This is a genomic window from Paenibacillus forsythiae T98 (assembly GCF_000520735.1).
Taxonomy (GTDB): Bacteria; Bacillota; Bacilli; order Paenibacillales; family Paenibacillaceae; genus Paenibacillus_AQ; species Paenibacillus_AQ forsythiae.
In genome coordinates, this window is sequence record NZ_ASSC01000544.1 from 18,479 (window position 1) to 44,906 (window position 26,428).

Below are 26,428 nucleotides of genomic sequence, written 5' to 3' on the forward strand. Positions count from 1 at the left end.
ATGCTAACAATCTACTCTAATCCAACGTATCAACTGATCAAGAACAAGCATTCCATCCCACGGAATATCATAGGTATGTGCTTCCCCAACATGTACAAATCGGGATACGCCGCTATATTTCGAAGTATAGACCAGTTCTTCCAAAGATTGTTGGTCAAGACGATGGGAGATGGTCTGGATCGTAGAGGGCAGGCAGCTCACCAGTTCCCTCCAATCCTCACAGGGATACACATGGATGATTCGCATCCCCTGACCGCTCAATTGTTCAAGCCGCTTGTGAGCGTGAATCGTCCACTCGGTGCCATTAGAAGCCGTTATCGATTCTCCATTCATCCATGCGGCAGCTCTATATTCGAGCAGTTTCACAGCTTCTCCCGCCTCTAAAGGCTCATAGTAACGCTGATGTACAATTGTACTATAAGCTAAAGCCAAACGAGATACTGTTTCCTTTATTCCAGAAACTCCGCCCTTTGAAATGACCGCATGGGGTGAGGTACATGCCAATTGCTGAAACAGTACCGTGTCTCTCGCCAAGTTTACCCAATCCTTATCCGACATGAGGACTGGATCGATGACCGAACAACTATATTTGGGGCCGAATATAAGGCTAGTGGATTCCTCCTTACCCTTCATTTCAGCTACGGAGCGTACGGCCTCTAGTCCCCCCCAGGCAATTCTAACATCACAATACCCGGCCATTGCCGCACTAGGATCCTTCCATTCACCAGGAAAGGAAAAGACCAAAACAGCTTCAGCCATAACCTGTCCTGCCTTACATGTATGAGCCAGCGAATGAAGAAAAGGAGTAATCCAATCCTCTTGCTTCGTGCTTAGCTTCACGATAGAAGCGTTCTTGGTTAGTAATGCTTGCAGCACTGATATTAAGCTAAGTAAAGGGACATTTCCGGCCACCCAGTGTCCAACTACCCCTCTGGGAACAGCTATCCCCTCAAATCCACCCGCCCCAGAAATACAATCCATCGCTGAATCTCTGCGCAGCCCTTTTGACAAGAGCTTTCGTAGTGACTCCGGATGAAGGAAGGTAAGAAGATAAGCTAGACCGGCATTCCTATATCTTTGATGCATTGGGTGGGAAGGTATTGCCCAAGCTTGATAAAGAGTATATAAGGCTTGAATCATTTCCTCCATTGAAAGCTTTCGAATATGGGAAGCTCGCTTTTCTATCTCATGTAATTTATCATCAAATTTTTCAAGAGAGAGTTCTTCCACTGTCCTGCTGAATACATCATGATAATGAATTACCACCCCAGTGTCACTCCCTCCAAAGTCTCTAACGGCCATATATCAGGCCATATCAGTGAAGCTTGCTCCCTCTTCTCTGTAAGTAGCATGTATAACGGCTGCACAACAGGTAGATTACCACTAAGATTAGTGTGGAGATAGGAGAAGGCGTAGGTCTGCTCAATATCATTCCAATTGGAGCAATCATACCTCATAAGATAAGGAGTTCCGGCATATTCGCGTTCTCCGGAAAGCACTATTCCACAATCTCTCTGTTGAGTATATTGCCTTGGACATTCCTTGTAGCGCCAACGCTCATAATCCGAGAAGGCTGTTTCGCAGCACACAAAAGGCTTAGAGATACGCTCTCTTCCTTTCGAAATGTTCCAATAATAGACAGGCATCGGAGTCCAACCCAGCATCCGTTTCACCGGGCTCATTCGTTGATTGGGGATACCAACAATCAGGTCCAGCCCGGCCAGCTGTACCTCTTGTAATGCATGACTCAGCATCATAGCTATATCAGGAATTTGCGAGGCGTGTTTGGTAAATATGGCATCAACCGCAAAGCCCGTTCGAATATCTTGAATCAGTGGCATTTCGATAATAGAGTAATGTGCAACAATGGCCTCATTCTTTTCACCAACCCAAGAGAATATAGAAGGAGCCTTCTTTTTCCAAAGAAAGAGTTCCCGGTCAAGCAATACCTCTCTTTCAATAAATAATCTCTCGACCCCCTCCAGGTCTCCGGATACGTATGGTCGGATCTTCACTATAAGCTCTCCTCCGCATATACATCTCCGCACCCACGGATCTCTGCTTTAGGGGCACGCCCGTTAAAACGAAACGCTTTGCCTTTTCTCCCGCAAGGACAGTCATCAATATGAATGATCTTCCCCAGATCATCTGTAATAACAGAATGATTGGGGCCCGCTAAGGGCAGCAAATTCATAAGTTGAAGAAGACCCGTTTCTCCAGGCTGCAAAGTTTGCAACGTATGGGGCTCGCGAATAATTACATCCGCATAATAAGGCACATGTTTGTTACCATAAGGACAATCCGGATAAATCACACCCGTCTGCTCAACCAGACCGTAAAAATCGATGACTTGATTAGGAGAAACTGTCCAGACTGAAGATATAGTTTGGTTGAAGATTTCTTTGTCAACCGCCAGACTTTGAAGTTTCTTCCATCCGCCACTATGGATAAGGAAAGTCTGGTTTCCAAATCCTTCGAAAGAAAGGCTCATACCTTGCAGCTTCTCATGAGCTTGATACAAGATATACGTAAAACCGTAGGCAATGAAATCACCAGCGGCTTTCGCTGCTTGAACCGCCTCACTCAGCCGTTCTTCGTTTAGTACCAATTGTCCATCTTGTATATCCATTACAAAATAAAATTTGCTGGCGTATCCCATAAGGGACATAATTGCCGCACCGCGCGCTGACATACTGTTTTTCCCTCTTGCCGTTTCCATAGCATCAAATATAATATAGGGGCGGCGTCTCGTCCCAAGGTAGCTGTCAAAAATAAGCTGGACCGATTTTTTTTGGCGGATTGATGTTGACTCATCCACAAAAATTCGGGAGGGTACTCCTGAGGAAGTACTGCTCGATTGCACCGATTTCAATTTAGGGATATCCACATCAGCCACACTCTTTAACTCGAATCGTTTGAAAATTGAAGTCGGCAAATAAGGCAACTGTTCAATTTGTTCAACGTCATCCAAGCTCACTCGGCTTCCGTACAGGAAACGGGCGTATTCCGTACATCTTTCTTGGTGCCAAGCTGTCAGCTTCCGCATGCCTTTCAGGAGCCACATCTCCTTATCAGCCTGTCTCATTGAATATACGTCCATACTTTCGGTAAATGGTACAGGCGGCTGTTCATCCATAAAACCACTCCTCCAACCATAGCGTCAATTCCGACCTAGTCCAAAACACAGGATTGGTTCTGAAGCAAGGGTCCTTCATCGTTCGTAAAATTACCTGTTCCTTCTCTTCATACGGAATTAACTTCGGAATATAAGCCCCTACACTATGGTTCACTGAACCCTCAACCCATCTCAATAAAGCAGCTATGGATTCAAAACCAACGGAATGAGCAAATTTCAACATTTTACCTTCTGCCTTCTCGGTGTTCTTAGACAGAACCCGTGGCAGCACACGCGCGCAAGCTTCGCCATGCCATTGATCCGTATGCTCTGATTGATGTGCCAACGCGTGGGCCAGTCCTACCGATGCTTTACTTTGAATTTTACCGGCGCGGATACTATTCCATTGGGCTGTTGCGGCTGGAAACTCCTTTGTTATCGAACCAGTTTCCAACGCTTGATCAATAATTTTTTTGGAGCTTCGAAAAACTTCCAGAGAATGCGGCAGAGTATATGAGTTGGCTAGCGGGGAAAGCGAACTCTCAAGAGCATGCACCAGTGTATCCCATACCCCGTTCCAAAGCACACGCGGCGGAGCCAAGGCGACTAATTCTGTCTCAAGCAGAACCAAATCAGGGAGCAATCTTTCCGAGTAGATAGGGATTTTACGATCATTTACAGTTAACACTGCCGTTTCACTGGCTTCACTTCCCGAACCAGCCGTTGAAGGAACAACAATAAGCTGCAGCGGCTGCCTTAGTTGCTTTTGAGCAAGCACAGCTTTTTCTCCCCAATGATCACAATGGTCTATACGTTCATAATTCGCCGCCAGCTTGGCAATATCTATCACCTTACCGCCTCCAATAGCGATAACAGAAGAGGCATTGGAATCGGCAATCAAATCCTGCAATTGGCTCAGAGTACTCGTATCAGCTCTTTTTACAATCAACACTCGGTAGCTAGAAGGGAAATCCTTAAGCTGATCCATGATGGAAGGAGAAATGACCCATATCGCATCAGAATATTGACCAAGCACATTCTGGAGGATTCCGGTTCCTTCTATAATTGCCGGCCACTTTAACCCGTTCACATCCTGCCCCCATTCTCCCAGCGTTTTCTGGCTTCAACCCTCTTGGGTTTACCGCTGTCTGTCTTCGGAAGCTCGTTCCATATTTGAAATTCCTTTGGGATCTTATATGGTTCAAGATACGATTTACACCATTTCTTGATGTCCGCGAATAGAGCTCGCGGCTGCTCAGGAAAATCCCGTACGGTAACAACCGCAACCGCCTTCTCATAGGTTACGGAATCAGTCACGCCAAAGACCATGCTGCCTAATACTTGAGGATGCGAGTTAATAACACGCTCCACCTCTATAGGGTTGATCTTTAAACCATCCATGTTAATCTGCTCTTTAATACGACCTGTGATATACAAAAGTCCTTCTTCATCCAATTTCCCAATATCACCTGTAGCAAACCAGCCGTCCTCTGTAAAACTGACTTTATTATTTAAATAACCGCTCATAACATTTAAACCTCGGATTTGGACTTCATCTGTAGTAGGAGCAAGCCGAACTTGGACACCTTCTGGCGGCTTACCCACGCTTTCCAATTTCTCCGGATGAAGTCTGTACGCAATGTAAGTTGTACGGCTCGCTTCCGTAAGGCCATAGTACATATAAACTCGTGTACCCGGAATCAAGTCCAGCAAGTCCTGAACTAATTCTCCAGTGATGGGTGACGTATTAATTATGATATAATCAAGCTTCACGGCAGCCTCTTGAAAATCCCTTCTATGATAGGTAAGCAGCAAATGAATCATGGCTGGTGTCGCCGGAATTCCTGTTATGTTATGATTGGCAATCGTATGAATTAACTTCTGGGGTTCCCGAAGCGAATCGAGCAAATATATGCTGGAGCCAAGCATGACTGAGCAATGAACATGCCCCAATCCGAAGGAATGCGTCAACCGAAGTACCGTAGCCTCGCAATTATCTGATTTCATCTCGGACCATTCAATAATTTTCCTGGCTGTATACGTGACCGTTCCGTGCGAAAGAACAACACCCTTGGGAAGCCCGGTTGTTCCGCTTGTATACATAATAAGAGCAACCGAATCGCTCGCAATATGTGCACGCTTTGCCGGAACGAGACACATATACCGCTTAGACTCAGGGAAGATGAGTGTCGCCGCCTCGCCCACCTCACAAATAGCCGTTCTTTGCCGGCTGAACAAAATCAGCTTAGGATTTGCATCCTGAACAATAGATAACAGTGTCTGCTCCCGAATATCGAAATCGACAGGCATTACTGTTGCATTAATATACCAGCACGCAAAATAAGCAATCAGGTATTCGACTTCATTTGGAAAACAAAGAACAACCCGATCGCCGGCAGCAACTCCGCAAATATCCGTTAAATAGGAGGCGAAACAACCCACCTCATAGAAAAAATCGGCGTACTTCCATTCCCGCTCATCCGTTCGAATAAACGGCCGATCCGGGGAATCGAATGCCCGCCGTTCCAGTTCATCTATGATTATCATTACAGTTCTACACCTTTGGAGCGAAGATAGTCTTTAATGTCACCGATTGTGCGAATATTGACCACTTCTTCAATCGTCATATGATGTCCGAACTCCTGCTGCAACGCCACTGCCATTGATACTGTAGCCAGGCTGTCCCAGCCTTCAATCTGATCAGGGCCGTTATCGTCAAGATACAGTACTTCTTCCATCATAAATATATCGGTTAATAACAGTTTGAGTTTGTTATTCGAGTCAGTCATATGAGTTTCCTCCTGGAAAATCCTGATTTATTATATAGCTATATATCGGCTAATTCTTTCAGTTATGTACCACTACAGCATCTTCACTTAATAGTAATAATCAAACTCAGCAATGCAGTGACCATAACGATGTTTCAAATGTAACCAGTCAGTATTAAGCATTTCCAGAACATATACATTGTGGAATTTATCATACTTATAAACATGATCCTTTAACACACCTACTTCTCTGCACCCTTGAATAATTTGTATTTTCCTTACATTCTCATTCCCTTCCATAATTTCACCCATAATTTTTTTAAACCCCAGTTCCTCAAAAACATAACGATAGACATATGGGCCAATTAACCCGCCATAAATTCTTGCGTCTGCTTCACCAATATAAAATCCCCAGTAGCACCGCCGATCCCGCCATTGGATATTATTTAAAGAAACGAGTCCAATTAACCGATCATTCAGCTCAATAACCCAATATCGCTCATTAGGATTATTTATTATAGCTTCATACCACTGGAGCTGTTTGTCATAATTGTATTCAATATCCGAGAACATGTATTTTGTTACTTCAGGCTGCGTTCTCCAATCGAGCAGAAGCGCTAAATGTTCAGCTTGTAGTTTAATAAACTTGAGCATAAAAGAACTCCTATATTAAGAAATATTCCAAACTAAATCCCGTTTATATATCGAGTGTGAAGCAATGTGCTTCTTAGTAATCGATTCGTAAAATAAAAGCATTTCGGTTCTGGAGCCTCTTTATCTATGGTTTTCAAGTATATTAAATTCCGCTTAGCATCAAGATAATCGCTATTGATTTGTAAAGCTTTACGAAACCATTTTTCTGATATGTCAAAGTGTCGGTTTAGAGCTTCCAGCACTCCCATGTTGTTTGCCGCTGCAGCATTCAAAGACATAACTTTCTCCAAATATTTCTGGCAGTTCAAGTAATCGCTTGTTTGATAGAAATATACCGAAAAATAAAAATGTAATTCTTGCTTGGACAATTCATCATCCAAATCCAGGTGAGATTCGCACCTTTTTAGATAGCTGAAACTTGTTTGCCAGTCTCCGAGAAATTGCGCCATAATTCCTAGTGTTAACGTGATCTGATATTCCTTATAGTCCTGTTGCTTCAAACAATGCTCAAGCTCTTCAAAATTATAAATTCTTAAAACTTGAAGGGCATCTTTTTTTATGGTTTTGTAATTGGCGGAGGTATTGTTGTTATGAACCCGATAATAGAGAAGAACCTCCGGAATGTAACCAAAACGGTATCCTTTAAATAACATTTTTAACGCGATATCGTAATCAGTCGTTCCACCACTTAAAAAATTGAAAGTGAAATCATGTCGATAATGAAAAGCCATAGAAGTACCTAAAAAATAGTTTCTTTTTAATGATTCCAGCAATATATTACCTGAGTTAATATAATTTGGGATGTGGATAATTTTACTAGATGTTGTGCCATGTGCATCAATTATCTCATAAGCTGACATAATAAGCTCGTAGCCTTGTGTGAACAATTCCACTGTCTTTTCCAATCTGTTGGATGCGGAAATGTCATCCTGGTCCATGAGTACAATATAATTGCTTGAAGCTTCTTGAAGCCCTCGGCTTATTGCTGAGGAAATCCCGCCATGTTGTTGGGTAATTAGATGAATTCTGGAATCACCTTTCACTCTTTCTTCAATAATGTTTACAGAGTTATCATTGCTTCCATCATCAACCAAAATAATTCTATAATTTTGATATGTTTGATTCTCCCAACTTTGAAAGTAGGAGGAGAGATAACGCTCACCGTTATAAACCGGAGTGATAATATTGATCTCGATTGGATATATGGTGTTCCCCTCTACTTTCTAACAGCTTTACGTACCAGCCAGAGTTATGCCTCTTTATTTTTCAATAAGTATCCTTAAACCCAACATCACGACATTAATTTAAAAAATCCCACCCATAATCATAAAACACAAGAGAACCATCTTAGAAATAGGATTTAATTTCATCGTTTATAAGTTCAGCTCTTTTGACAGTTGTATCCTCTTTCGAATGAAAAGGTATCGAAATAAGACTGACCCCGCCTTCTTTTAATACTCTATATGCCTCTTTCATATATTGTAAATATATGGAATATGCCAGGAGCATATTCGTAACCAATATATTCACTCCCAATAATTTGATGGTTATCGAACTTTTGTTTAATAGTTTTATAAAATCCGGTAGCTTGTTCATAACAATTATTAGTCTTTGATTCTTTTGAATCTATGATTTACTTATTTAACATAGTACATAAAGCTTTGTCGATTATTAAGTTTACACTTCATCCAAAATGAAACCACTGATCTTTCTCTTGGTTTTTCTCTGCAATTAGTGTCTCGACCTTGATTCTATCAATGGCTCCTTTATAATACCGAGTTTGCCCATACATCTCCATGTAAATCAAAACCCATATTATATAAATCACGTTCAATTTCCTTTCGGTACATCGAGCCAATAACAATAAACGGATTTCTCTCTTTTTGCTGCAATAAATATTGAGGGGACTGAATGATTAACCCATTTAATAAAAACCCCTCTTTGGTAAAATCAGAGTCAATAAACCCCTTAACTTCAATGCCAAACTCTTTAAGCATTTGAAGTGTACGTTTTCCACCACTTCCAGACCCCCAAATATATACCTCTCGTCCATTTTCAAAATTCAAGGAATCTAACAACCATTTTTTCCTCTTATTTATAACATCCCCTTTTTGAAGGAGAGTTGACCTAAGTCTTTGAATATCAGGACGAATGATATCACTGATTCCAGTTTTACCTTCGAATAATAAATCCAACAATTTATTTAGCATTTCTTTTGCACGATGAGGTGAATAGCAATCTGAAACGAGTTTTTTTGATTCAGTTGAAATTCTAGTCCATACTTCTTTTGATTGATACAAGTTAATGACGGATTCGGCAAATTGTTGAGCAGTATCAGCTATTAAGGCATGTTGACCTTGAGCCATGTTCATTCCTTCAGCCCCAATTGTGGTAGTTACAATCGGCAGTCCGTAACTCATAGATTGTCCGTTCTTCCCTTTCATCCCAGCTCCATAACGCAATGGGCTTACAAAAACACGAGTCTTTTCAAACCATGGACGAATATTCTTCACCCATCCAACCACTTCGACTTCACCATCTTTTTGAAGAGCTAACACTTCAGAAGTTGGATTACTACCTAAAATATAAAACACAATCCCCTTTAGCTTATTACGTATTAATGGTAGCACTTCCTGAGCAAACCACGTAACTGCATCCACATTTGGGCTATGTTGATAGCCTCCTAAAAACATAATTCCTTCTCTATCTTCATAAGGGATCAATTTTGCATCTTCATCCCCATGGATAGTAGGAATTACAAATGTATTGATACTAGGGTCAATTTCGTTTAATCTTTTCCTTTCATCTTCAGTTACAGTAATGGTATAGTCAGCTTGACGAGCTAAGTAACTCTCCTCTATTAAATAAAGCTGTGCGCTATTTTCAAGCTCCTTATTATTCTCAATTTCACTTTGTCTTTGAGTTCTCAAGTAATATAAGTCAATCGTATCGTATACAATTTTTACATTTGGAATCCACTTTCTAACCACATCCAGTTTAAAAAGTGAGACATTGGGTCTAGCTAACCAAACTAAGTCAAATTGAAGTGATCGTGCTTTAATAAAAGATTCGAAGTCCTCATTACAAAAGATGATTTCTACTCCAATTTTTTTAAAATATTCAGAATATTCTTCATTTGGCGTAGTATCTGAGTAAAAGGTTACACGAAACCCTTTATTTAAGAAAAGAAGTATAATATTAAGCATTCTAACGGATCCAGCATCCTTATCTTCTTCCGGTACTTTATGATCGACAATCAATACCTCTGCCCTTGAACCGTGTGATTTTGCTCTTAACATAAGATCCATATCTCGATGCCAATGTTTTTCCTGCAATACATTTTTCCACTTCTCGAAAAACTTTTCACCGTTAATAATCTGGTATTTTTTAACCCCATCAGTTAAATCAACGCCTGAAGTAACACCTTCATAGTGAACCACTTCTGATTTAGGCTGATAATATATACGATAGCCTCTTTTTCTTACTTCAAAACATAAATCAGTATCCTCATAATACGCCGGTAAATATAACTCACTAAATCCACCACATTGCTTAAATAAATCTTTTTTAATAGATATACATGCACCTGTTACATAATCAACCTCACGTACATAGTTATACTTCCAATCATTCGGATTTTCTCCCCTACCATAATTCCAGGCGCTTCCATCACTCCAAACAATACCACCGGCTTCTTGCAGCGTTCCATCTCCAAAAATTAATTTGCTGCCTACAATTCCTGCGTCTTCAAACCGCTTAAAAGTTCCTAATAAAGCTTCTAGCCAACCCGGCTGAACTTCAGTGTCATTGTTAAGAAAAATTAAATATTCACCACTGGCATAAGATGCTCCTTTATTACAGGACTTAATAAATCCTTCGTTAACTTCATTTCGAATATATTTGATATTCATCTTTCGAATTATTTCAGAAGTCTGATCTTGAGAACAATCGTCTACCAAAATAATCTCATAATTAATATTTTTGGAATTCTTCTCTACCATGCTTATACAGTTTAATGTATACTGACATTGATTATATACTGGAATTATAATAGAAACATTGGATTCAGATTCTTTTACAATGTTGTTCATAATATCCCGCCTTCATACAACAATTCTTTTATCCTCTGTGCTCTAGTTTCTCTTTAATCTTGTTATAAAACCGAATCTACAATCGGCCCCACTATCCATATACTTGGTAAAAATTACATTACCAATCCCAGAGTGTAGTCTATCCCCTTTATATATCCCATTCGCTCTAAATTTGGAATTATTTCTGAAAAATAAGAAGATGCTATTACAATAAAATGTTTTTGCTCATAGCCATTAATACTTTCAGGCGGCACTACTTGCCGATTTAAAAATGTTCCTCCCCATTTCGCGCTATTGCTGTCAATAAACGCTTCAATATTATAACCTTCTTTTGTTAGAGCATAATATGTGTTTCTTGCAGCGATTCCCGTGCCCCACAAATAAATTTTTCTATCCGATTTGATGGTTTTTAAAATCTGTAATAAATAATCAGTTTGCAAAAAACGACTTTGAGCGATTATCTTCTCAATTTCGTTTTTATATGATCTAATTTCATCTGGAAAGCCAAAATAATTAATCACCTCATCATTATGAGTAGTATGAGTTGATACAGACATAAATGATATATTGTCTTCAGAAATTGGATGTTGACTACACATGGCAATCAGGTACATACCATCTTCTTTTGGCTGAGGATCATTAGTATACATGTGATTCATTATTTTTCTGTTTGCATTTGTTATTACCATTGAAACCTCTTGCCTTTGATAATATAGCTCCACATATCTAAAGTAACCTTTCAAAAAATCCAAAAACTCTTGCTTATAAAACTCTTTTATGTGAAAAGGATTTTGGTATTTTCGTTCATCTGAATAAAAAAACTTATCAGGAGTAGAGATAATTAACTTACCTGTCTTTTTTAAAACACGTATAGCTTCATTTAAAAAGTCTCTTTGAGTGTCACCGTCAACATGCTCAATAGTCTCAAATGAAACAACTATGTCAACAGATGCATCTGGTAGAGGTAATTTATCAATGGATCCTTGATAAAATGACAGATTGTCAGTCGAGTATTTATTATTGGCATGATAAATAGATTCTTCACTAATATCTAAACCGATTACCTTAGCTGCATAAAAAGAAAGCAAATAAGAACCATAGCCTTCTCCACACGCTGCATCTAACACTGTCTGGCCTTTAACAATATCCTTTACAGCATGATACCTCGCTAAATGCTCAAATTCTGTAAGCTTATCAGACATATGTGGTATATGTCTCTCCCCTGTAAAGTCCATAACTCCACCTCTTCCAATAATAAATGTCACCAAAACATTTATACCTGCTTCTCTGTAGTGTTTAGTTGACCCATGCGATGCTTTCAATAAAGTTAGAACAAGCACGAGAGGAATTCTGACTGGAAATCAAAATGTATTCGTTCAAAAAAATAAATAACTTGTCCATACTTGTACTATAATTAATCTCAAAGCTTTCAATCAATGTCTTTAATTCTTCATAGTTTTTAAAACTATTATGGTGTGGAGCGCCATATTCATCTCCAGTAAGCAATTCCTTTGGATTACGCTTTTGGAACTTTACAGCATCAACCTTACAATAAGTTGCTGCTATTTGAATCATCTCTTTAGCAATTGCTATTTCTCCTTTGTGATTACAACCAATTTCAGCTATAATATAAGGTCTGTCTTCTAATGTCATGTTGGATCTCCTTAATTCAAAATCGCTATCACCACAAGCTTCACAAGTTCTACACAAGTTTCTCAGTCAATAGCCAATGCTCCAAAGTAGACGGAGCTATTATACTGCTTTCTAAATCTATTCTATAGTTTAATGTCGAATTCTCATGACTGTAATCGTGACTATCTGCGAAGATCGAAGGGATGATATACATTTCTTTCGATTCAGTGACTAAAGCTTGCTCATCAGAGGTCATTAATTCTTCAAAACGTTTCTCGCCAGGGCGAATGCCAATAACTCTTAGTTCAACTTTATCATCTATCTGATATTTTTTCTGAACCATCTTTATGACTACATCAGCTAAATCCCCAAGCCGCACCACCGGCATTTTAAGCACAAATACTTCACCGCCACTAGCCATCTCATTGGCTTTCAAGATAAGCTCTATAGCCTGTGCAGGAGTCATCATGTATCGGAGCATATCAGGGTCCGTTACAGTTATCATCCCTTGCTCCAAAATCTGCTTCTTAAACAATGGAATCACTGAACCTCTTGAACCCATTACATTGCCAAAACGTACTGAGGAGAAGGTTGTTGTCCTTGGCCCCTTTTGATATTCAGCTGCAGAAATAAGGCGCTCTGCCGTCAATTTTGTCGCCCCGTAGGTATTAGTAGGAGAGATAGCTTTATCTGTGCTGGTAAACAAAACCTTGCTTACTTCATTTGCAACTGCAGCTTGGATTACATTCTGAGTGCCTACCACGTTGGTCTGAACAGCTTCAAACGGATTATACTCACAAGCCGGAACATGCTTCATTGCTGCACAGTGAAATACATAATCAATCCCTTCCATTGCACGAACTAAACGCTGTTGATCACGTACGTCCCCTATTAAAAAACGCAGCTGCGGTAGATGTTCCTGGAACTCCTGTGCCATTTCAAATTGTTTATATTCATCCCGACTGAAAATTCGAATAACCTTAGGATGCTCTGCAAGCAAACGCTTAGTTAAATGATAACCGATTGTTCCAGTTCCTCCAGTTATTAGTATTTTTTTGTCTTTATAGCTGTTCATCCCGAATTCCCTCCATTTATTCGTTCCTTCGCCTCCCTATACAACCCTTCCAACTTCGGCACAGTCTTACTGATTTCTTGTACTATTTTACCTAAATAGGTTTCAAAATACTTCGCTTTTTTTATAATATTTTGCTCTTCAATAATTAGAGATAAGTGGCTGTCAAAGAACTGCAATTCAGCAGGCAGTAGCGGTTCAAAGAGGATGTTGAACACTTCTTCATCTACAATTGATGACCAATCTCTCTCGATCACTCTCATACTGTTCAAGCACTTTTGAGGATTCTTGCGGCTAAGCTCGGCCAGCCTCGACAACTGTCTAATAATCCCTCTTAACGTCTGTTGAATACGTTCAAGCTTGCCAGGGACAGATGCTAATTTGGCAGTAGTATGTTCCATTCGTTCAGAACCGTATCCTGCCGCATTATGCACAATTTCTTTCTCGAACCAATCCTGCTGAACAACGCTGCCTTGTTGCCACTGCTCATATAATTGCTCCGCAGCTAACCATTCTGTTCCTGCAATGCTTGCTCCAATCTTGGATGTGTTAATAAAGTGAATGTTCGGATACCAGGAAATAACCTCTTCCATATTACGCTGCAGCACTTTATAAGGAAGGGTGATCCGATTCTGTCCGCCTTTAACATTATCCACATAGATGTCGGCACTCTGGACCGTAGCCTGACGTTGTTGCTCCCCGATATGCGCTACGCCCTCAGCATAATGCCGATCCTCAGGAAAAGAGAAATCTTGCCCGGCAAGAGCAATCGTTGTACAGCCCAGATAAGCAGCCACTTGCACGGCCATACCAGACACAGAAGCGAGAGAACGGAACACTGGTTCTCTTTCATCTTCTCCCATAAAGTAGCACGTTACCCGATCAGTATCATCAAATACATGAATACGCGATGCCTGGGTCTTATCCGTTACTTTATAATTCGAGGTGGAGGTATATACAATGGGTATTTGCAATGATTCTGACGCTTGGAAAATATTCTCTACCACTGGGCCGCCATCTACAACTACAACAATATGCGGAGTAATTTCATGGTGAAGCAATGCTTGCAGACTGGAACCCGCCGCTATGACAAGACAATGGCTCTTCAACTTTCTCACTGTTTCGATATCCTGCTGAAGCGAGGGGCCTGAGCCAACAATTAAAGCTGGTATTTCCGCAAGTCGATCCTTAAAACCGGTAATAGAATAGGAATTCAAATTTGTAGCCAAATGATTCAGCCTGTTATGCATCCAATCATCCTTGAAACGAATAAGTGTGCTTTGATTGACGTTATACTCGGATACAGTAACAGGGAACTCTTCACGAAAACGGTTAAGTTCCTCAGGATTTCTTTGTTCATAAAAGGGAATTGTTATAAATGCGCATGAACCTTGAGCCAGATTACAAATAGGATATATCACCTGGCGTTTCTCCTCTATAGTCTGACCAACGCCAACAGCCTTCACATTAGGATGACTGAGCAGACTACTAAAATCTTCAGTGGCCAAAGCGGTCATAAACATGTCCGCATCCGGTTCATAGACATAGATCCATTTATTCGGATAATGCTCCAACAGTAGTTTAAGATGATACCCCAAACCCAGACCATAGAGCAGTATATGATCATACTTGGACAACATCTCTGCAATGGACTGCATCCAAAGTGCAAGACTAAGCACTGTATTCTGCCTTTCATATAGATAGAGTTCTGTACCTGTCGAAGTCGGGAATATAATATTCTTTAAGCCATCCTGCATAATAATTTGTTGATAGAGTCGATCATTATTAGGATAATTCTGCAACATGTTATATGTGTGATTGTACTTTTCCTTAAGATAATGCATATTTTGTGCAGCATAACTCATCATATGATCTCCATTCTGTAATGTATCGCATGCAGCTATTTCCTATCTACATATGAATAATATCGGTAAAAGTTCACTCCTCTTTGATAACCAAAACATGCCATTGTAAAAAAGAAACCGGATAACGCCCCTAAATTGAGACGGTTACCCGGTCTATCTACTTCTTCCAATCAATAAAGTAGCTCTCACCTGCTTGTACTGAATGGTAAGCATTTTGTTGTGTTCTGATATGCTGCTTTCTTTCCAACCAATCACTTGCTTCTGTCTTGAGACGATGCATTCTATTTAATATAACTTCATCATATGCCAGAATGGAAGTCAACAGTGCTTTCTGTTCAGCATTAAGCTTACCGATCTTATTGTACTCCTGTGAGATCTCCTCGCATATAGCCTGACGTTGCTCAACGAAGGACTCAAGCTCCTCATAAGAGGACCTAGGCAATCTGTTTACTGACTTCAGGGTGAGCTTATTAAGCTTATGCAACAAGTCTTCCATAAACTAACATCGCCTTTACTGATAATTTATTACCAAATTACATTCCACTCACACGGCTGGCTTCAATCCATGCTTCTTTCATATCAATCAAATGAGTTAATACTTCTTCTGCACATTGCTTATCTTTCTTGATATTCGCCTGAATCAACTGATAGATCATGTATTCATAGATTTGAGCAAGATTATGGGCTATAGGATATTCAAGGTTGAGAGAGGCCACCAATTCATTAATGATTGCCTGGGTCTTGATTAAATTATTGTTCGCTTTCTCAATATTCCCCTGTTCAATACCTTCGATCCCAAGCTTTAGAAAACGAATAGCCCCATCATACAGCATGAGAAGCAGTTTGGAAGAGTTGGCTGTCTGGGTTTGCGCTTCTTTATACTTGTCATATGGTGAAATCAACAAATCCTCACTCCTTAGTTAAGAAAACTGGATAAACTGCCGGATTGTGCATTATATTTATTAACGGCCGTTTCCATAGCGGTAAATTGTTTGAAATAATTATTTTCCAAAGTTGTTAGCTTTCTCTTCATATCGCTAATCCGAATATCCAGTGTCCTGGCCTCTTCCCCCATCTGGCTGCCCGGTAAAAGGGAGCTGGTCAACTCACTGCTTACCCGTGATGTACCCGCCTTTTTCGCAAGATCGTCCAATCCTTTACTTATAATATTAGATACTCGGGTGAAAATGCCCTGATCGGAATTGTCCGGCGCTGTTCCAGATGCTGTAAACAATGCAAGTACCCGATCCGGATCCTGCTCTATGGCTTGCTTTAGCTTAGCCTCGTCTTCAATTACTAATTTCCCGCCTTCATTCCACTTACCTGTTGCAATACCGATGGAGTTAATATTTATTGAACCGCTACCGGTGGCAACGTATCCCGTCACGGCAGTACGCATGGAACTTACCAGTCCGCTGGTTATATCATCATTCTTAAGCATACCGCTCTTGGCCTTTGCCTGCCAGCTCGTGATTTCATCTTCCTTCATTTCCTTCTTCTGGTCATCCGTAAGAGGGAGAAACGTGCGATAGCGCTCTTCGCCCAGTTTCGAATTCAGCGATGATACTAACGTGTTATAATCACTGATGAAGGACTTGATGGTATTCAAAACTTTATCCGTGTCTGTTTGAGTTTGGATTGTAGCTTCTCCTTGTGCCTTCATAGTAATCTGCAATCCATCATAGCTCAGTATATTAGAAGCGCTGGTCTTAACTGTCCCCCCCCACTTCTCATTAATAATGTATTCCGCATCTTTGCCTTGATAATTGGCAGAATCCACTACTCCATGATCGAACAAATCTCCGGATACTTCTATTTCCTGATTCGCACCCGTTTCCTTGGATTTGATAAACAGCTTGCCGGAAGCCGAGTCGAATGCCGCGGTTGCTCCTGTGCCGCTGCTAATCTTCTTGGCTAATGACGACATAGTATCTTGCGTAGGATCAAATGTAATTTGATTATCCACTCCGTTTAATTTAACCGTTACACTGGAGGAAGTGACACTGCTGTCCGTTCCAAGAACCGTCATCAGCTTGGTCGTTGAAGCATCTACACCGGCGAATTGAACATTAACTTCTGCCGATTCAGCAAGCTGATTGACCTTAATGTCAACCGCAAGATTGGTTGATCCGTTGGAAGCCGTGACGCTTACTGCATCAGGATTTGTTCCTGTGACTCCGGCACTCTTGGTCTGAGCTCTCAACGCATTAATATTGCTTTGCAGCTTGTCGTTGCGGAAACTGACAAGTTTAGTGCTGACCTCCCGGTACGCCTCCCTCTTCCAATCCAAAAGCTGCTTTTGTTGATTCAGTTTATTTAAAGGTGCACGCTTTGCCTGCATAAGTTCGGCCACCATATTATCGATATCCATACCCGAAGATAATCCGCTAATCCGCACTTTTCATTCCTCCCTAGACTCTCTCGTCAATGATCAAACCGGCTATTTCCATCATTTTAGCGACAATGTCCAATGTCTTTTCCGGAGGAACCTCACGAATCAACTCTCCGGTATCCTTATTGAGAACTTTGACCATAATGGCATGCGTTTTCTCATGCACAGAAACCTCCAGCTCAGTGGAAGGTCCCTGCATTGCTTTCAAAGCCCGGTCAATAGCTCGAATAAGCTGCTCTTCACCAATTGAGATTTTGGCGCCGTTATTTATCGCTGTCCGCACTTCTTTTCTGGTCATCTCGGATGTATCCAATACTGGATCAGTTGGTGCAGATAATAAATCTGTATTTTTCCTTACGGGTACAAAATTTCCTTGCGGAGATACAGCAGATCCTGCAACCCTAATATTCATAGATACAACCTCCATTACCGTAAGTGCTTTAATTTACTTAATATATCGGTAAGTTATTGATACTATTTTATAGATTCCAATAAAAAAGAGCCGCCCGAATAAAGGCAGCCCTTCAAAAACTTTGATATTAACGAAGCAGTTGCAATACGCCTTGAGGTTGGGAATTTGCTTGAGAAAGCATAGCTTGCGAAGCTTGCAGCAAGATGTTGTTCTTGGTAAGATTAACCATTTCCTTCGCCATGTCCGTATCGCGAATACGGGACTCGGAAGCAGTCAGGTTCTCAACGGTAGTTCCCAGGTTGTTGGAAGTATATTCCAGACGATTTTGGAACGCACCCAATGTACCCCGTGCAGTTGAAACGCTGGTAATAGCAGTACTAACAGCAGCATGAGTTGTTGCAGACAACGATGTAAAGGACAAGGCAGTGATGCTGATTTTACCTGCATTATCATTCGTCGTAATATCAATAGCACTTGTAATGTTTACGCCGTTAAACTTGGTATTGGATAGAATATCATTAACTTGAGACTGCAGCTGGTCCAACTCGGAAGTAATGTTGGCTTGGTCGGAAGTTTGGTAAGTTCCATTTTCTGTTTGAACATTCAACTCTTTCATACGAACGAGCATCGCACTTACTTCATTCAACGCGCCTTCAGCCGTTTGTACGAAAGAAATACCGTCTTGAGTATTCCGTTGCGCTTGCTCCAAGCCACGAATTTGACCGCGCATTTTTTCGGAAATCGACAGGCCAGCCGCATCGTCAGCAGCACGGTTAATGCGAAGACCGGAAGACAGTTTCTCCATGCTCTTGCCTGCAGCCACGTTGTTCAGACCCAAATTGCGATGCGTGTTCAAAGCGTTGATATTGTGGTTGATAATCATTGTAATTTCCTCCCTGAAATGGTATTAGCCCACGTCCTTGTGGTGATCGGTTTAATAGGTCGGCCGCCCGTTCCACCGCTCTAATCAATATATCGGAAGTCTTAAAGCATTTGTTTAGAGAAAAAAATGATCTTTTAGATCATTAGCCCATATTTTTTATCTGAGCCTATTTAAAGATTTAATGTTCTCTCAATGATATCCAGAATATTCGGATCTATAGCATCGTCAAATTTCCGGGCAAACAATGTCTCACTATTAAATAAAACGTGGAGATAGTCCATGGTTAATGTGGCTGGGCGCTGCAATGCCTCCTCATAACATTCCATATTTAAGAATCGGTAATTGTTATTGTTATGCGTATCTTTAAATCTCCCATTCAACAGCAGGGTTTGAAAAAAAGCTTCATCCGGTATAAGCGTATAGCGGAAATAGTCCTGCATTTCAAATGACAAGTAAGAGGCTGCTGCATATTCCGCAAACGAACGGGTAATAATTTTCCACTGTGAACCATAATAGGGCTTAATGTAAGGAGCAAAATATTCCTCAAACGGCTTTCTCTCTTCCATCGTTATCAATTTGCCGCAGTCCTCTATGTGATAATGCGCCTGAGTCAATTCCTTCTGCTTTGGAATCGACGTAGTTAATCTGGCATCCAAATAATTCGAGTCCGAGTTCGCCAGAAAATCCTTTATTCGCTGTTGAGTTACCAACGGGAAATCCTGTCCGCTTAGATTAATATAGTAGCTCCACTCACTGTCCCAGCTTAACAGATAATTCATTGCATCAAGCTCGGCCTGAACGAGAGACCATCCTCCCCAAGTCAGAAAGCGCGAGGGCAAAATCCTGATATTGGAATTACTCTCTATCAGATTCTGTGCCAGCTTCTGAAGTTCCTCTTCCGCACCAGAATCGATATGAACAAGATAGATATTATCCTCGGAGTAAACAGCATTTAATAACCTTAGCAACATCCCCGGCTTATGATGTGCCATAATAAAATACGCAATCTTCATATTTACTTTCCTTTCATTATTAACAACTACTTTTCTTGCCAATCCGTCAGTCTCTTTACCAATGCTTTTCGATCACTCGAAGCCTCTTTATTGCTCTCCTGAATCACTAAATAAACTTCTTTGCGATGAATTCCTACTTCTTTAGGAGCCTTGATTCCTAATTTCACCATATCTCCATCCGTTTCTAAAATGATAACTTCAATGGTATCGGATATCATAATAGACTCACCTTTTTTACGGCTCAATACTAGCACAGATCTTCACCATCCCCTATCTTACGGTTATTAGATAAGAGCAGATGCTTGGTTGTATACACCGTTTTGTTCAATACAACCTGTTTTCCTAAATTTTGTTTTACATTGAATACAAGGGGAGCCATCAAATTTGCAGTGACTTCTGTATCAGAACCCCATGTCACGATGGACCGGACAGCAATCTCGTTCTCATCTTTAATTAGAAGCTCTTCCATGTCAAGAGGATTTAGTTCAAACTCATAATTGGCAAAGAACAAAAAAGGGTTGATGATAATGAACGCCAATTGATCATCATCAACGGATTGCAAGAAGGAAAAATGCTCATCGTGATTGTATATAGTAAATTGCTTGAAATCTTCAAAGCCTGGGATCCCTTTGTTAAAAACAAACACTTGATCCTCACTAACTTCTATTTCATTTTGGAGCGAATTAGCCATTATAGAGTTATCCTCCTTGTACAAAAAAGCTACGAACTGCTTTCTGTTCATAGCTTAGATTAAATACTATTTATATAACCTGCAGAGAAACTAACGAATAAAGTCAACAAGTGTAGGAGTAATAATCTTAGCTCCTGCAGACAGCGACGCCTGATATATGTTAGCTGCCACATTCGATTTTATAGTTAATTCAGCAATGTCAGCATCCTCAGTCTTGGATTGAAGCTGTGTAAGACTATAGTCTTCGCTTGACAAGCGGTTTTGCATTAACTCTACGCGATTGGTTCGTGCCCCTGTCTCGGCGTGAACGGATACCATCTTATCCATTCTAGACTCAATATTAGGGATTTCTTGGGCAATTGCACCAAAATCGGAATTCTTCATTGCCATAGAGAGCTTGTCGATGATGTTAAATACATTATCGCCCCCATTCTTATCGCCAAAAAAATCATTGCCTGTAGTATTGATTTGGAAGATAACTCCCTGTCCCACCGCATATTCAACCGAACCCGAATCCGTCTCAGCCGAAGCTAGTGACAGAGGATTGGACGCGTCGTATGGCTTCACGTCATAGGTTTGTCCGTTGAAAATATACTTTCCGTTAATTCGCGTGTTTCCAAGATCTGCAAGCTGCTGTTTAAGCTGCTGAATTTCCGACTCAATACTGTCCAGCGCGTTTTGCGGATTAGTTCCGTTACTGGCTTGAACAGTTAATTCCTTCAAACGGTTCATTACACTCTCTGTTTGAGACATCACGGAATCAGTGGTGTCCAGCCATCCTAGCGCAGCGTCTACATTACGTTGATACTGGTCGTTGGCAGACAAATCTGAACGATAACGAAGCGCATACGTTACACCAACAGGATCGTCCGAGGGTTTGTTGAGCTTGCGCCCTGTGGACATTTGATTTTGCTGCTCGGACATTTTGTTTAAATTTCTATTCAAATTTATAAGAACCTGACTGCTCATCATATTAGATGTCACACGAAAAGCCATAGTTTAACCTCCCTAAATTTAGCGGCCAACTACACCGGTGCCGTTGATGAGTTTATTTAGCAATTCATCGAAGGTCGTCATAAAACGAGCGGCAGCAGAATAAGCATGCTGAAACATAATCATATTGGACATTTCCTCATCAAGCGAGACGCCGCTGACTGACTGACGTCTTGAGTCAACCTGGCTAGTAAGGATCAATGCATTATCAGCCTGACGCTTGGCCTCATTGGCCTGAACACCAACCTGTCCTACAAGTGCCTTGAAATAATCATCTATGGTCGTCGCAGATGAGAGACCATCTCCAAAGTCAAATTTAGTATCCTTCAAATCAGCCATCAATAACGCTAATCCGTTGTTCCCTTTAACCACCTTTTCATCGCTTCCAGTGCCTGTAGTTCTGAAGGAAGTCGCTATAAGACTGGGGTCATCAAGAATGTCTTGGCTTACCGTTATATTAGCTGCAGTAATATTTCCTCCGTCTGATGCAGCAAAAAAATCCCCGCCCGCCAAAGGAGCACCGTTGCTTAATGCATACCCCAGCTTATGCAAAGCATTTATTCCATCAAGAGTAACAGGTAAATCGGAAGTCAAAGTTCGCGAGGCCCCTGTGTAAGTTACTCCGTTTAGTATTGTTCCTTCAGGCAGGACTGCTCCCGCAGGAATGGTGAGAGAAATCTTTCCGTTAACCAAAGTATTCGCAAGCTGATCTAACTGTTGCCGATAATCAGAAACATAGCGATCACGGGATAGGATAGTACCATAAAGTTCACCGCTGTTTAGCGCCCCGGAAGCAAAGGCCGTTTCCATCGTCTCAGGTGTAGCAGCCGTTATTACCTGTCCTGTTACGAGAATTTGACCCCCCATAGAAATCTGGTATCCGTCAGAAAGCTCTGTTACTTGGATGTTGGCAAGTTTGGACAGTTCATCCGTCAACAAGTCCCTCTGGTCCCTTAAATCGTTAGCCTTATCCCCTAGCCGCTCAATTCGGTTGATCTGGTAATTCAAATCGGCTATAGAGGTCAGAATTGTATTCATTTTACTCACATTGACCTCTATATTACTTGTCAAATCCGAACTTAAATCACTCAATTGCTTGCTCGTATGATTAAGGGCGTCGGTCAGAGCCAACGTAGTTTCCTTTACAATCTTACGATTGGTTATGCTCTCCGGATCCTTGCTTAAGTCGGACCATGATTTCCAAAAACTGTTCACCAATGTACTAATGCCTGTATCGGATGGCTCATTTATGATCGTTTGCAATTTATCCAGCGTGTCATATTGAACATTCCAAGACCCCAAACTCTTATTCTCGTTGCGGAACTGCTCATCAAGGAAGCGTTCCCTGACTCTCTCAATTGAGGAAAATTCAACGCCGGTGCCAAGCTGTCCGGGCACAGTTGAATGATTCAAGCCATAAGCCTCGATAGGCAGAGAGGTTGTCATGTTGATCTTTTGACGCGAATAGCCTTCCGTGTTGGCATTGGCAATATTATGGCCGGTTGTATTCAGGGCAGCCGTTTGGGTAAAGAGACTTCGTCTTGCTGTCTCTATGGAATGAAATGTGGATGTCATCTATCTGCTCCTCCCTTATGTTTGCTGTATCTAAACGGTATTCTGCCGGGTTCATTTATCCCCGTGCATCAAAAAAACCAGGCCCTTTAGCCGCATGGTCCCGATTGGCCGGGTGCTGATAGGTAATATCCTGATTCGGTGTGCCGACTAGCAAATCCAGGGAGTAATCTATAAATGCAAGCGACTGCTCAATCAGCCTCTGATTCAGCTCATTGGCTTTCTTCAAACGGTCCAGCGTATCGGCAAGCTGGCCTTGAATATGCAGCAGTCGCGCTTTGTCTTCAGGGTCAAATACAAGCCGGGATAGCTCGGTAAGGTTCAGATTGAGGTTGGAACGGATGCCCACCCCCTGCAGGAAAGCATAAGCCGCTTGCGTTCGCTGCTCCTCTAATTGCCCGACAAGCTTCACAAGCTTGGATTCGCGATTAAGGATTTCAATGAGAACTTCTACTTTATTATCCATAATAGCTTGTTTCTTCGCAGCGGCCAGATCAAGCATTTGCAAATGCGTCTCGTCCAGCCGCTCCAGCAGTTGGATCAATGTTGTCAATGACATAGATGGGTTCACCTAATTCTCGGAGGATTGCTTGAAGTAAGGGGCGAGTTTCTCAGCGAGTTTGGATGCATCGACCTGATAAGTACCGGCGGAGACCTGCTGCTTGAGGCTTTGAATTCTTTGAGCGCGTTCTTGGTCTGCTTTCCCGCTGTTTTGCGCCTCCAGAAGCTTCATGGCTTCCGTGGAAATCGATACCTCGTCTTTGCGTGTGTTCTTTTTCATCTGATCCTGCCTTTGTGATTCCATACTGCGTTGATACGGATTAATCGGGTTAACTCTTCCGGTATCATTAACCTTCATTACCTACACCTTCTTTCTAAAATAAAAAGGCCCGATAATCTTTACTAAGTTTATCGGCCCCGATTGAAACATACTTTATACCTGTAAGCGTATTTTTTGTGGAAATTATTGACCGCGAAGCTTATCTACCGCCCGGTAGGCCCCCGTGGAATTTTTCTGAGAGGCTTTCGTCGCTGCGGCTTCCTTTGACGCATTCATCAAATCCTTGGTCAGCCGGCCGCGGCAGCTGTCGCACATATGCCCTTCCCGGATCAGCGTTCCACACACCTCGCAGGGGTACATCATATTCGGCGCATTGGCGATGGAAATCCGTCCCTCCCGAATAAAACGGGTAATTTCTTTAACCGAAATCCCGGTAGCATCGGAGAGCTCTTGAATGTTGGCCCCTTTGTTCTCCCGCAAGTATTTCACGCAAGTCTCATACTGCTGCTCCAGTTCCTTCATGCAAGACTGGCAGAGCTCCATGATATTCTTGACGTAAATCCGTCCGCACCGGGGACAATTATCGATATTCATATTCAGCAGCCCCCTTCCTTTCATTGTTATCCGTAATTAGACTGCTTATGCTCCTAGATTACATGATTGCGGAGGTTTCGTCTACTTCCTGCAGCTTGCGGAAAAGATTTCCTTCACGACCGGGCCCAGGTCAGACTGTAAACTTCAGCCCGGCACCCGGAGGACATTGCTATTTCTTGCAGTGCATCGGCACAGGCCCGGATCGTGCTGCCCGTTGTATAGATATCGTCCACCACAATAATTTGTACCGGCGGTAAAAAGGAGGGGGGGAGAGCTCGAATTGGGGAGTCGGAATTTCCAGAAAAAAGAAGCCTCCGGGAAAACTGTTCCGCCTCTACCGGATTCGGCACAAAAACACGCTTCATATCGGCGAGCCGCTCCGCCCTCGTTTTAAAGCTCTGCTTGCTGGTATGGTGCGCGCGGGCCAGCAGTTCCATAACGGGGATGTTACGGCGTGCCGATATGAACCGCGTCAATCTTTCAGCCTGATTGAAGCCGCGCTCGGCAAGCCGAATATCACTGACGGGAACCGGGACAAGCAGGTCGGCCTTCCATCCTCTTGAAGATGCCGAAGCCGTTCCGGCACCGGGCACCCGGGAGCGCAGCGCCGCCCCCCATTGGGAATTAAGCCATGACAGCAGGCTCCCCTTCACTCGTTGTTCCGCCGGATTTCTGCTCGGGGCAGTATTCCAGTGTTCGGGTTTCGGATTCGTCCTCTCCCGGGATTCCATTTCCGCCTCCAGCATAAGGTAAGCTCTGTCCAGCATCACTCCAAGCGCTTCAGCATAACGTTCGTCTCCCCTATATTTGTACTGTCCTAACCAGACCCTCATCTCGCTGCTGTAGGCGACCGCACTCCGGTTGCATATCAGAGCGGAGGCATCGTTTCCGCGGGCGCAGTCCGGGCAGCCCACATGGCGGCCGCATTTCCGGCAGCGGGGCTTGCTTATCCAGGGGACGGTCCGCACGCACGCTTCGCAGATTCCCGGGAGCAGGGCTGACAGTTGTCCCGGGCGTCCGCATGCCAGGCACTTCTCTTGTCTAGGGGCCAGCAGGGAATGGGCCGAGCGCAGCCAGCGGCCCATGTGCGCCGGAAATCTCGCCATTCAGGAACCCTCCTTATGCAGATAGCCTTTGGCGCGGGCAATCCGGTTCATGGTCCTTACTTGCGCGCATGCGCCCCGCTGCGAACGATTCCACTGCACGGAAGCGAACACGACCCGGCCCTTGGGATCGTCCTTGGAGCGGCCGGCCCGTCCTGCCATCTGAACGAGCGAGGCCTCGTCAAAGAGCCGGTTATCCGCATCCAGCACGAAGACATCGCTTCGCGGCACGGTGACACCCCGTTCCAGAATGGTCGTCGTAACGAGTAGGGATATTTCCCGGCGGCGAAAAGCGTTCACCTTTCCGGCCCTCCCCGGGTCCTGCGATGAGGTTCCTTCGATGACGACGCCGGGCATAGCGCGGCGCAGGAGCCGCACCAGCGGGTCAATCTGCGCGATGCGGGCGGCAAACAGAAAAATCTGCGCCCCCCGTTCAAGCGATTGCCTTAGTGCTCTCAAGAGCTTGACCGGCAAGCGCCCGCGCTTCAGGCAGTCGCTGACTGAAGGCATTTTGAGATGCGCCGGCACCGGAAGGGGAAAGCCGTGGAACCGGACGGGCACTCTTGCATGCGCCAGCCTGCCCCGGTGGACTTCCCGCTGCATTGGCTGCGGCGGCGTAGCCGACAAGTAAATGAAGCTTCCACCGGGCTTGCAGGCCCCCTCGGCGGCAAAGGCGAGCATAGGATCGTTATGATAGGGAAACGCGTCCAGCTCGTCGATAATCACCAGGTCGAAGCCCTGGTGGAATCTTAGCAGCTGATGCGTCGTCGCAAGAGCCAGCCGCCCCTCTGCCCAGC

General features: G+C 42.8%; 28 protein-coding genes. All 28 read right to left on the minus strand.

The window, feature by feature from the left end:
- Positions 1-3: 3 nt before the first annotated feature.
- Positions 4-1,266 (minus strand): acyl-CoA reductase, encoded by a 1,263-nt coding sequence (locus tag L692_RS0117015; protein WP_025701313.1) that lies wholly within the window; start codon positions 1,264-1,266, stop codon positions 4-6.
- Positions 1,260-2,015 carry a hypothetical protein gene (locus L692_RS0117020; RefSeq protein WP_025701314.1) on the minus strand — a complete coding sequence of 252 codons (756 nt, stop codon included), beginning with the start codon at positions 2,013-2,015 and terminating at the stop codon, positions 1,260-1,262. The genes L692_RS0117015 and L692_RS0117020 overlap by 7 nt, the downstream gene beginning before the upstream one ends.
- Complete coding sequence (locus L692_RS0117025; protein WP_025701315.1) at positions 2,015-3,136, minus strand: LuxE/PaaK family acyltransferase; 1,122 nt, start codon at positions 3,134-3,136, stop codon at positions 2,015-2,017. The genes L692_RS0117020 and L692_RS0117025 overlap by 1 nt, the downstream gene beginning before the upstream one ends.
- Positions 3,129-4,205 carry an iron-containing alcohol dehydrogenase gene (locus L692_RS0117030; protein ID WP_025701316.1) on the minus strand — a complete coding sequence of 359 codons (1,077 nt, stop codon included), beginning with the start codon at positions 4,203-4,205 and terminating at the stop codon, positions 3,129-3,131. The genes L692_RS0117025 and L692_RS0117030 overlap by 8 nt, the downstream gene beginning before the upstream one ends.
- A complete protein-coding gene (locus L692_RS0117035; RefSeq protein WP_025701317.1) occupies positions 4,202-5,662 on the minus strand; it encodes a class I adenylate-forming enzyme family protein in 1,461 nt (486 codons plus the stop codon). Before L692_RS0117035 ends, L692_RS0117030 begins: the two co-directional genes overlap by 4 nt.
- On the minus strand, positions 5,662-5,904 hold the full coding sequence (locus L692_RS0117040; protein ID WP_025701318.1) for an acyl carrier protein: 243 nt from the start codon (positions 5,902-5,904) through the stop codon (positions 5,662-5,664). Before L692_RS0117040 ends, L692_RS0117035 begins: the two co-directional genes overlap by 1 nt.
- An 87-nt stretch (positions 5,905-5,991) precedes the next feature.
- Positions 5,992-6,537 carry a UDP-4-amino-4,6-dideoxy-N-acetyl-beta-L-altrosamine N-acetyltransferase gene (gene pseH, locus L692_RS0117045; RefSeq protein ID WP_025701319.1) on the minus strand — a complete coding sequence of 182 codons (546 nt, stop codon included), beginning with the start codon at positions 6,535-6,537 and terminating at the stop codon, positions 5,992-5,994.
- A 32-nt stretch (positions 6,538-6,569) separates the two neighbouring features.
- Positions 6,570-7,742 carry a glycosyltransferase gene (locus tag L692_RS0117050; RefSeq protein ID WP_084463235.1) on the minus strand — a complete coding sequence of 391 codons (1,173 nt, stop codon included), beginning with the start codon at positions 7,740-7,742 and terminating at the stop codon, positions 6,570-6,572.
- A gap of 561 nt (positions 7,743-8,303) precedes the next feature.
- A complete protein-coding gene (locus L692_RS29180) occupies positions 8,304-10,628 on the minus strand; it encodes a glycosyltransferase (RefSeq protein ID WP_025701321.1) in 2,325 nt (774 codons plus the stop codon).
- A 113-nt stretch (positions 10,629-10,741) separates the two neighbouring features.
- Entirely contained in the window at positions 10,742-11,893 is a 1,152-nt protein-coding gene (locus L692_RS30700; RefSeq protein ID WP_232238810.1) for a class I SAM-dependent methyltransferase, read from the minus strand.
- Between the two features lie 31 nt (positions 11,894-11,924).
- A complete protein-coding gene (locus tag L692_RS32900; RefSeq protein WP_025701323.1) occupies positions 11,925-12,281 on the minus strand; it encodes an N-acetylneuraminate synthase family protein in 357 nt (118 codons plus the stop codon).
- A gap of 49 nt (positions 12,282-12,330) precedes the next feature.
- Positions 12,331-13,335: a UDP-N-acetylglucosamine 4,6-dehydratase family protein gene (locus L692_RS0117075; protein ID WP_025701324.1), complete on the minus strand. Its 1,005-nt coding sequence runs from the start codon at positions 13,333-13,335 to the stop codon at positions 12,331-12,333.
- On the minus strand, positions 13,332-15,200 hold the full coding sequence (locus L692_RS0117080; protein ID WP_084463236.1) for a motility associated factor glycosyltransferase family protein: 1,869 nt from the start codon (positions 15,198-15,200) through the stop codon (positions 13,332-13,334). Before L692_RS0117080 ends, L692_RS0117075 begins: the two co-directional genes overlap by 4 nt.
- Positions 15,201-15,354: 154 nt before the next feature.
- Positions 15,355-15,693 carry a hypothetical protein gene (locus tag L692_RS0117085; protein WP_025701326.1) on the minus strand — a complete coding sequence of 113 codons (339 nt, stop codon included), beginning with the start codon at positions 15,691-15,693 and terminating at the stop codon, positions 15,355-15,357.
- A gap of 37 nt (positions 15,694-15,730) precedes the next feature.
- Complete coding sequence (fliS, locus tag L692_RS29190) at positions 15,731-16,102, minus strand: flagellar export chaperone FliS (RefSeq protein ID WP_036724187.1); 372 nt, start codon at positions 16,100-16,102, stop codon at positions 15,731-15,733.
- A gap of 11 nt (positions 16,103-16,113) precedes the next feature.
- Complete coding sequence (fliD, locus tag L692_RS0117095) at positions 16,114-17,595, minus strand: flagellar filament capping protein FliD (protein ID WP_025701327.1); 1,482 nt, start codon at positions 17,593-17,595, stop codon at positions 16,114-16,116.
- Between the two features lie 13 nt (positions 17,596-17,608).
- Positions 17,609-18,001 carry a flagellar protein FlaG gene (locus L692_RS0117100; RefSeq protein ID WP_025701328.1) on the minus strand — a complete coding sequence of 131 codons (393 nt, stop codon included), beginning with the start codon at positions 17,999-18,001 and terminating at the stop codon, positions 17,609-17,611.
- Between the two features lie 127 nt (positions 18,002-18,128).
- Positions 18,129-18,884 carry a flagellin N-terminal helical domain-containing protein gene (locus tag L692_RS0117105; protein WP_025701329.1) on the minus strand — a complete coding sequence of 252 codons (756 nt, stop codon included), beginning with the start codon at positions 18,882-18,884 and terminating at the stop codon, positions 18,129-18,131.
- A 170-nt stretch (positions 18,885-19,054) separates the two neighbouring features.
- Positions 19,055-19,939: a beta-1,6-N-acetylglucosaminyltransferase gene (locus L692_RS0117110; protein WP_156940479.1), complete on the minus strand. Its 885-nt coding sequence runs from the start codon at positions 19,937-19,939 to the stop codon at positions 19,055-19,057.
- The gene (gene csrA, locus L692_RS0117115) at positions 19,924-20,151 is read right to left on the minus strand and encodes a carbon storage regulator CsrA (RefSeq protein WP_025701331.1); all 228 of its coding nucleotides are present in this window, start codon (positions 20,149-20,151) and stop codon (positions 19,924-19,926) included. Before csrA ends, L692_RS0117110 begins: the two co-directional genes overlap by 16 nt.
- Positions 20,145-20,588: a flagellar assembly protein FliW gene (fliW, locus tag L692_RS0117120; RefSeq protein WP_036724190.1), complete on the minus strand. Its 444-nt coding sequence runs from the start codon at positions 20,586-20,588 to the stop codon at positions 20,145-20,147. The genes csrA and fliW overlap by 7 nt, the downstream gene beginning before the upstream one ends.
- A 90-nt stretch (positions 20,589-20,678) precedes the next feature.
- On the minus strand, positions 20,679-21,584 hold the full coding sequence (gene flgL, locus L692_RS0117125) for a flagellar hook-associated protein FlgL (RefSeq protein ID WP_025701333.1): 906 nt from the start codon (positions 21,582-21,584) through the stop codon (positions 20,679-20,681).
- 18 nt (positions 21,585-21,602) lie between these two features.
- Positions 21,603-23,156: a flagellar hook-associated protein FlgK gene (gene flgK / locus L692_RS0117130; RefSeq protein ID WP_025701334.1), complete on the minus strand. Its 1,554-nt coding sequence runs from the start codon at positions 23,154-23,156 to the stop codon at positions 21,603-21,605.
- A gap of 55 nt (positions 23,157-23,211) precedes the next feature.
- A complete protein-coding gene (locus L692_RS0117135; RefSeq protein WP_025701335.1) occupies positions 23,212-23,712 on the minus strand; it encodes a flagellar protein FlgN in 501 nt (166 codons plus the stop codon).
- Positions 23,713-23,724: 12 nt separating this feature from the next.
- Positions 23,725-24,012 carry a flagellar biosynthesis anti-sigma factor FlgM gene (gene flgM / locus L692_RS0117140; protein ID WP_025701336.1) on the minus strand — a complete coding sequence of 96 codons (288 nt, stop codon included), beginning with the start codon at positions 24,010-24,012 and terminating at the stop codon, positions 23,725-23,727.
- A 105-nt stretch (positions 24,013-24,117) separates the two neighbouring features.
- The gene (locus L692_RS0117145; protein WP_025701337.1) at positions 24,118-24,528 is read right to left on the minus strand and encodes a TIGR03826 family flagellar region protein; all 411 of its coding nucleotides are present in this window, start codon (positions 24,526-24,528) and stop codon (positions 24,118-24,120) included.
- A 113-nt stretch (positions 24,529-24,641) separates the two neighbouring features.
- Positions 24,642-25,634, minus strand: coding sequence for a ComF family protein (locus L692_RS0117150; protein ID WP_025701338.1), 993 nt, complete (start codon positions 25,632-25,634; stop codon positions 24,642-24,644).
- Positions 25,635-26,428, minus strand: a 794-nt coding sequence (locus tag L692_RS0117155; protein WP_025701339.1) for a helicase-related protein, incomplete at its 5' end; no start/stop codon positions are given.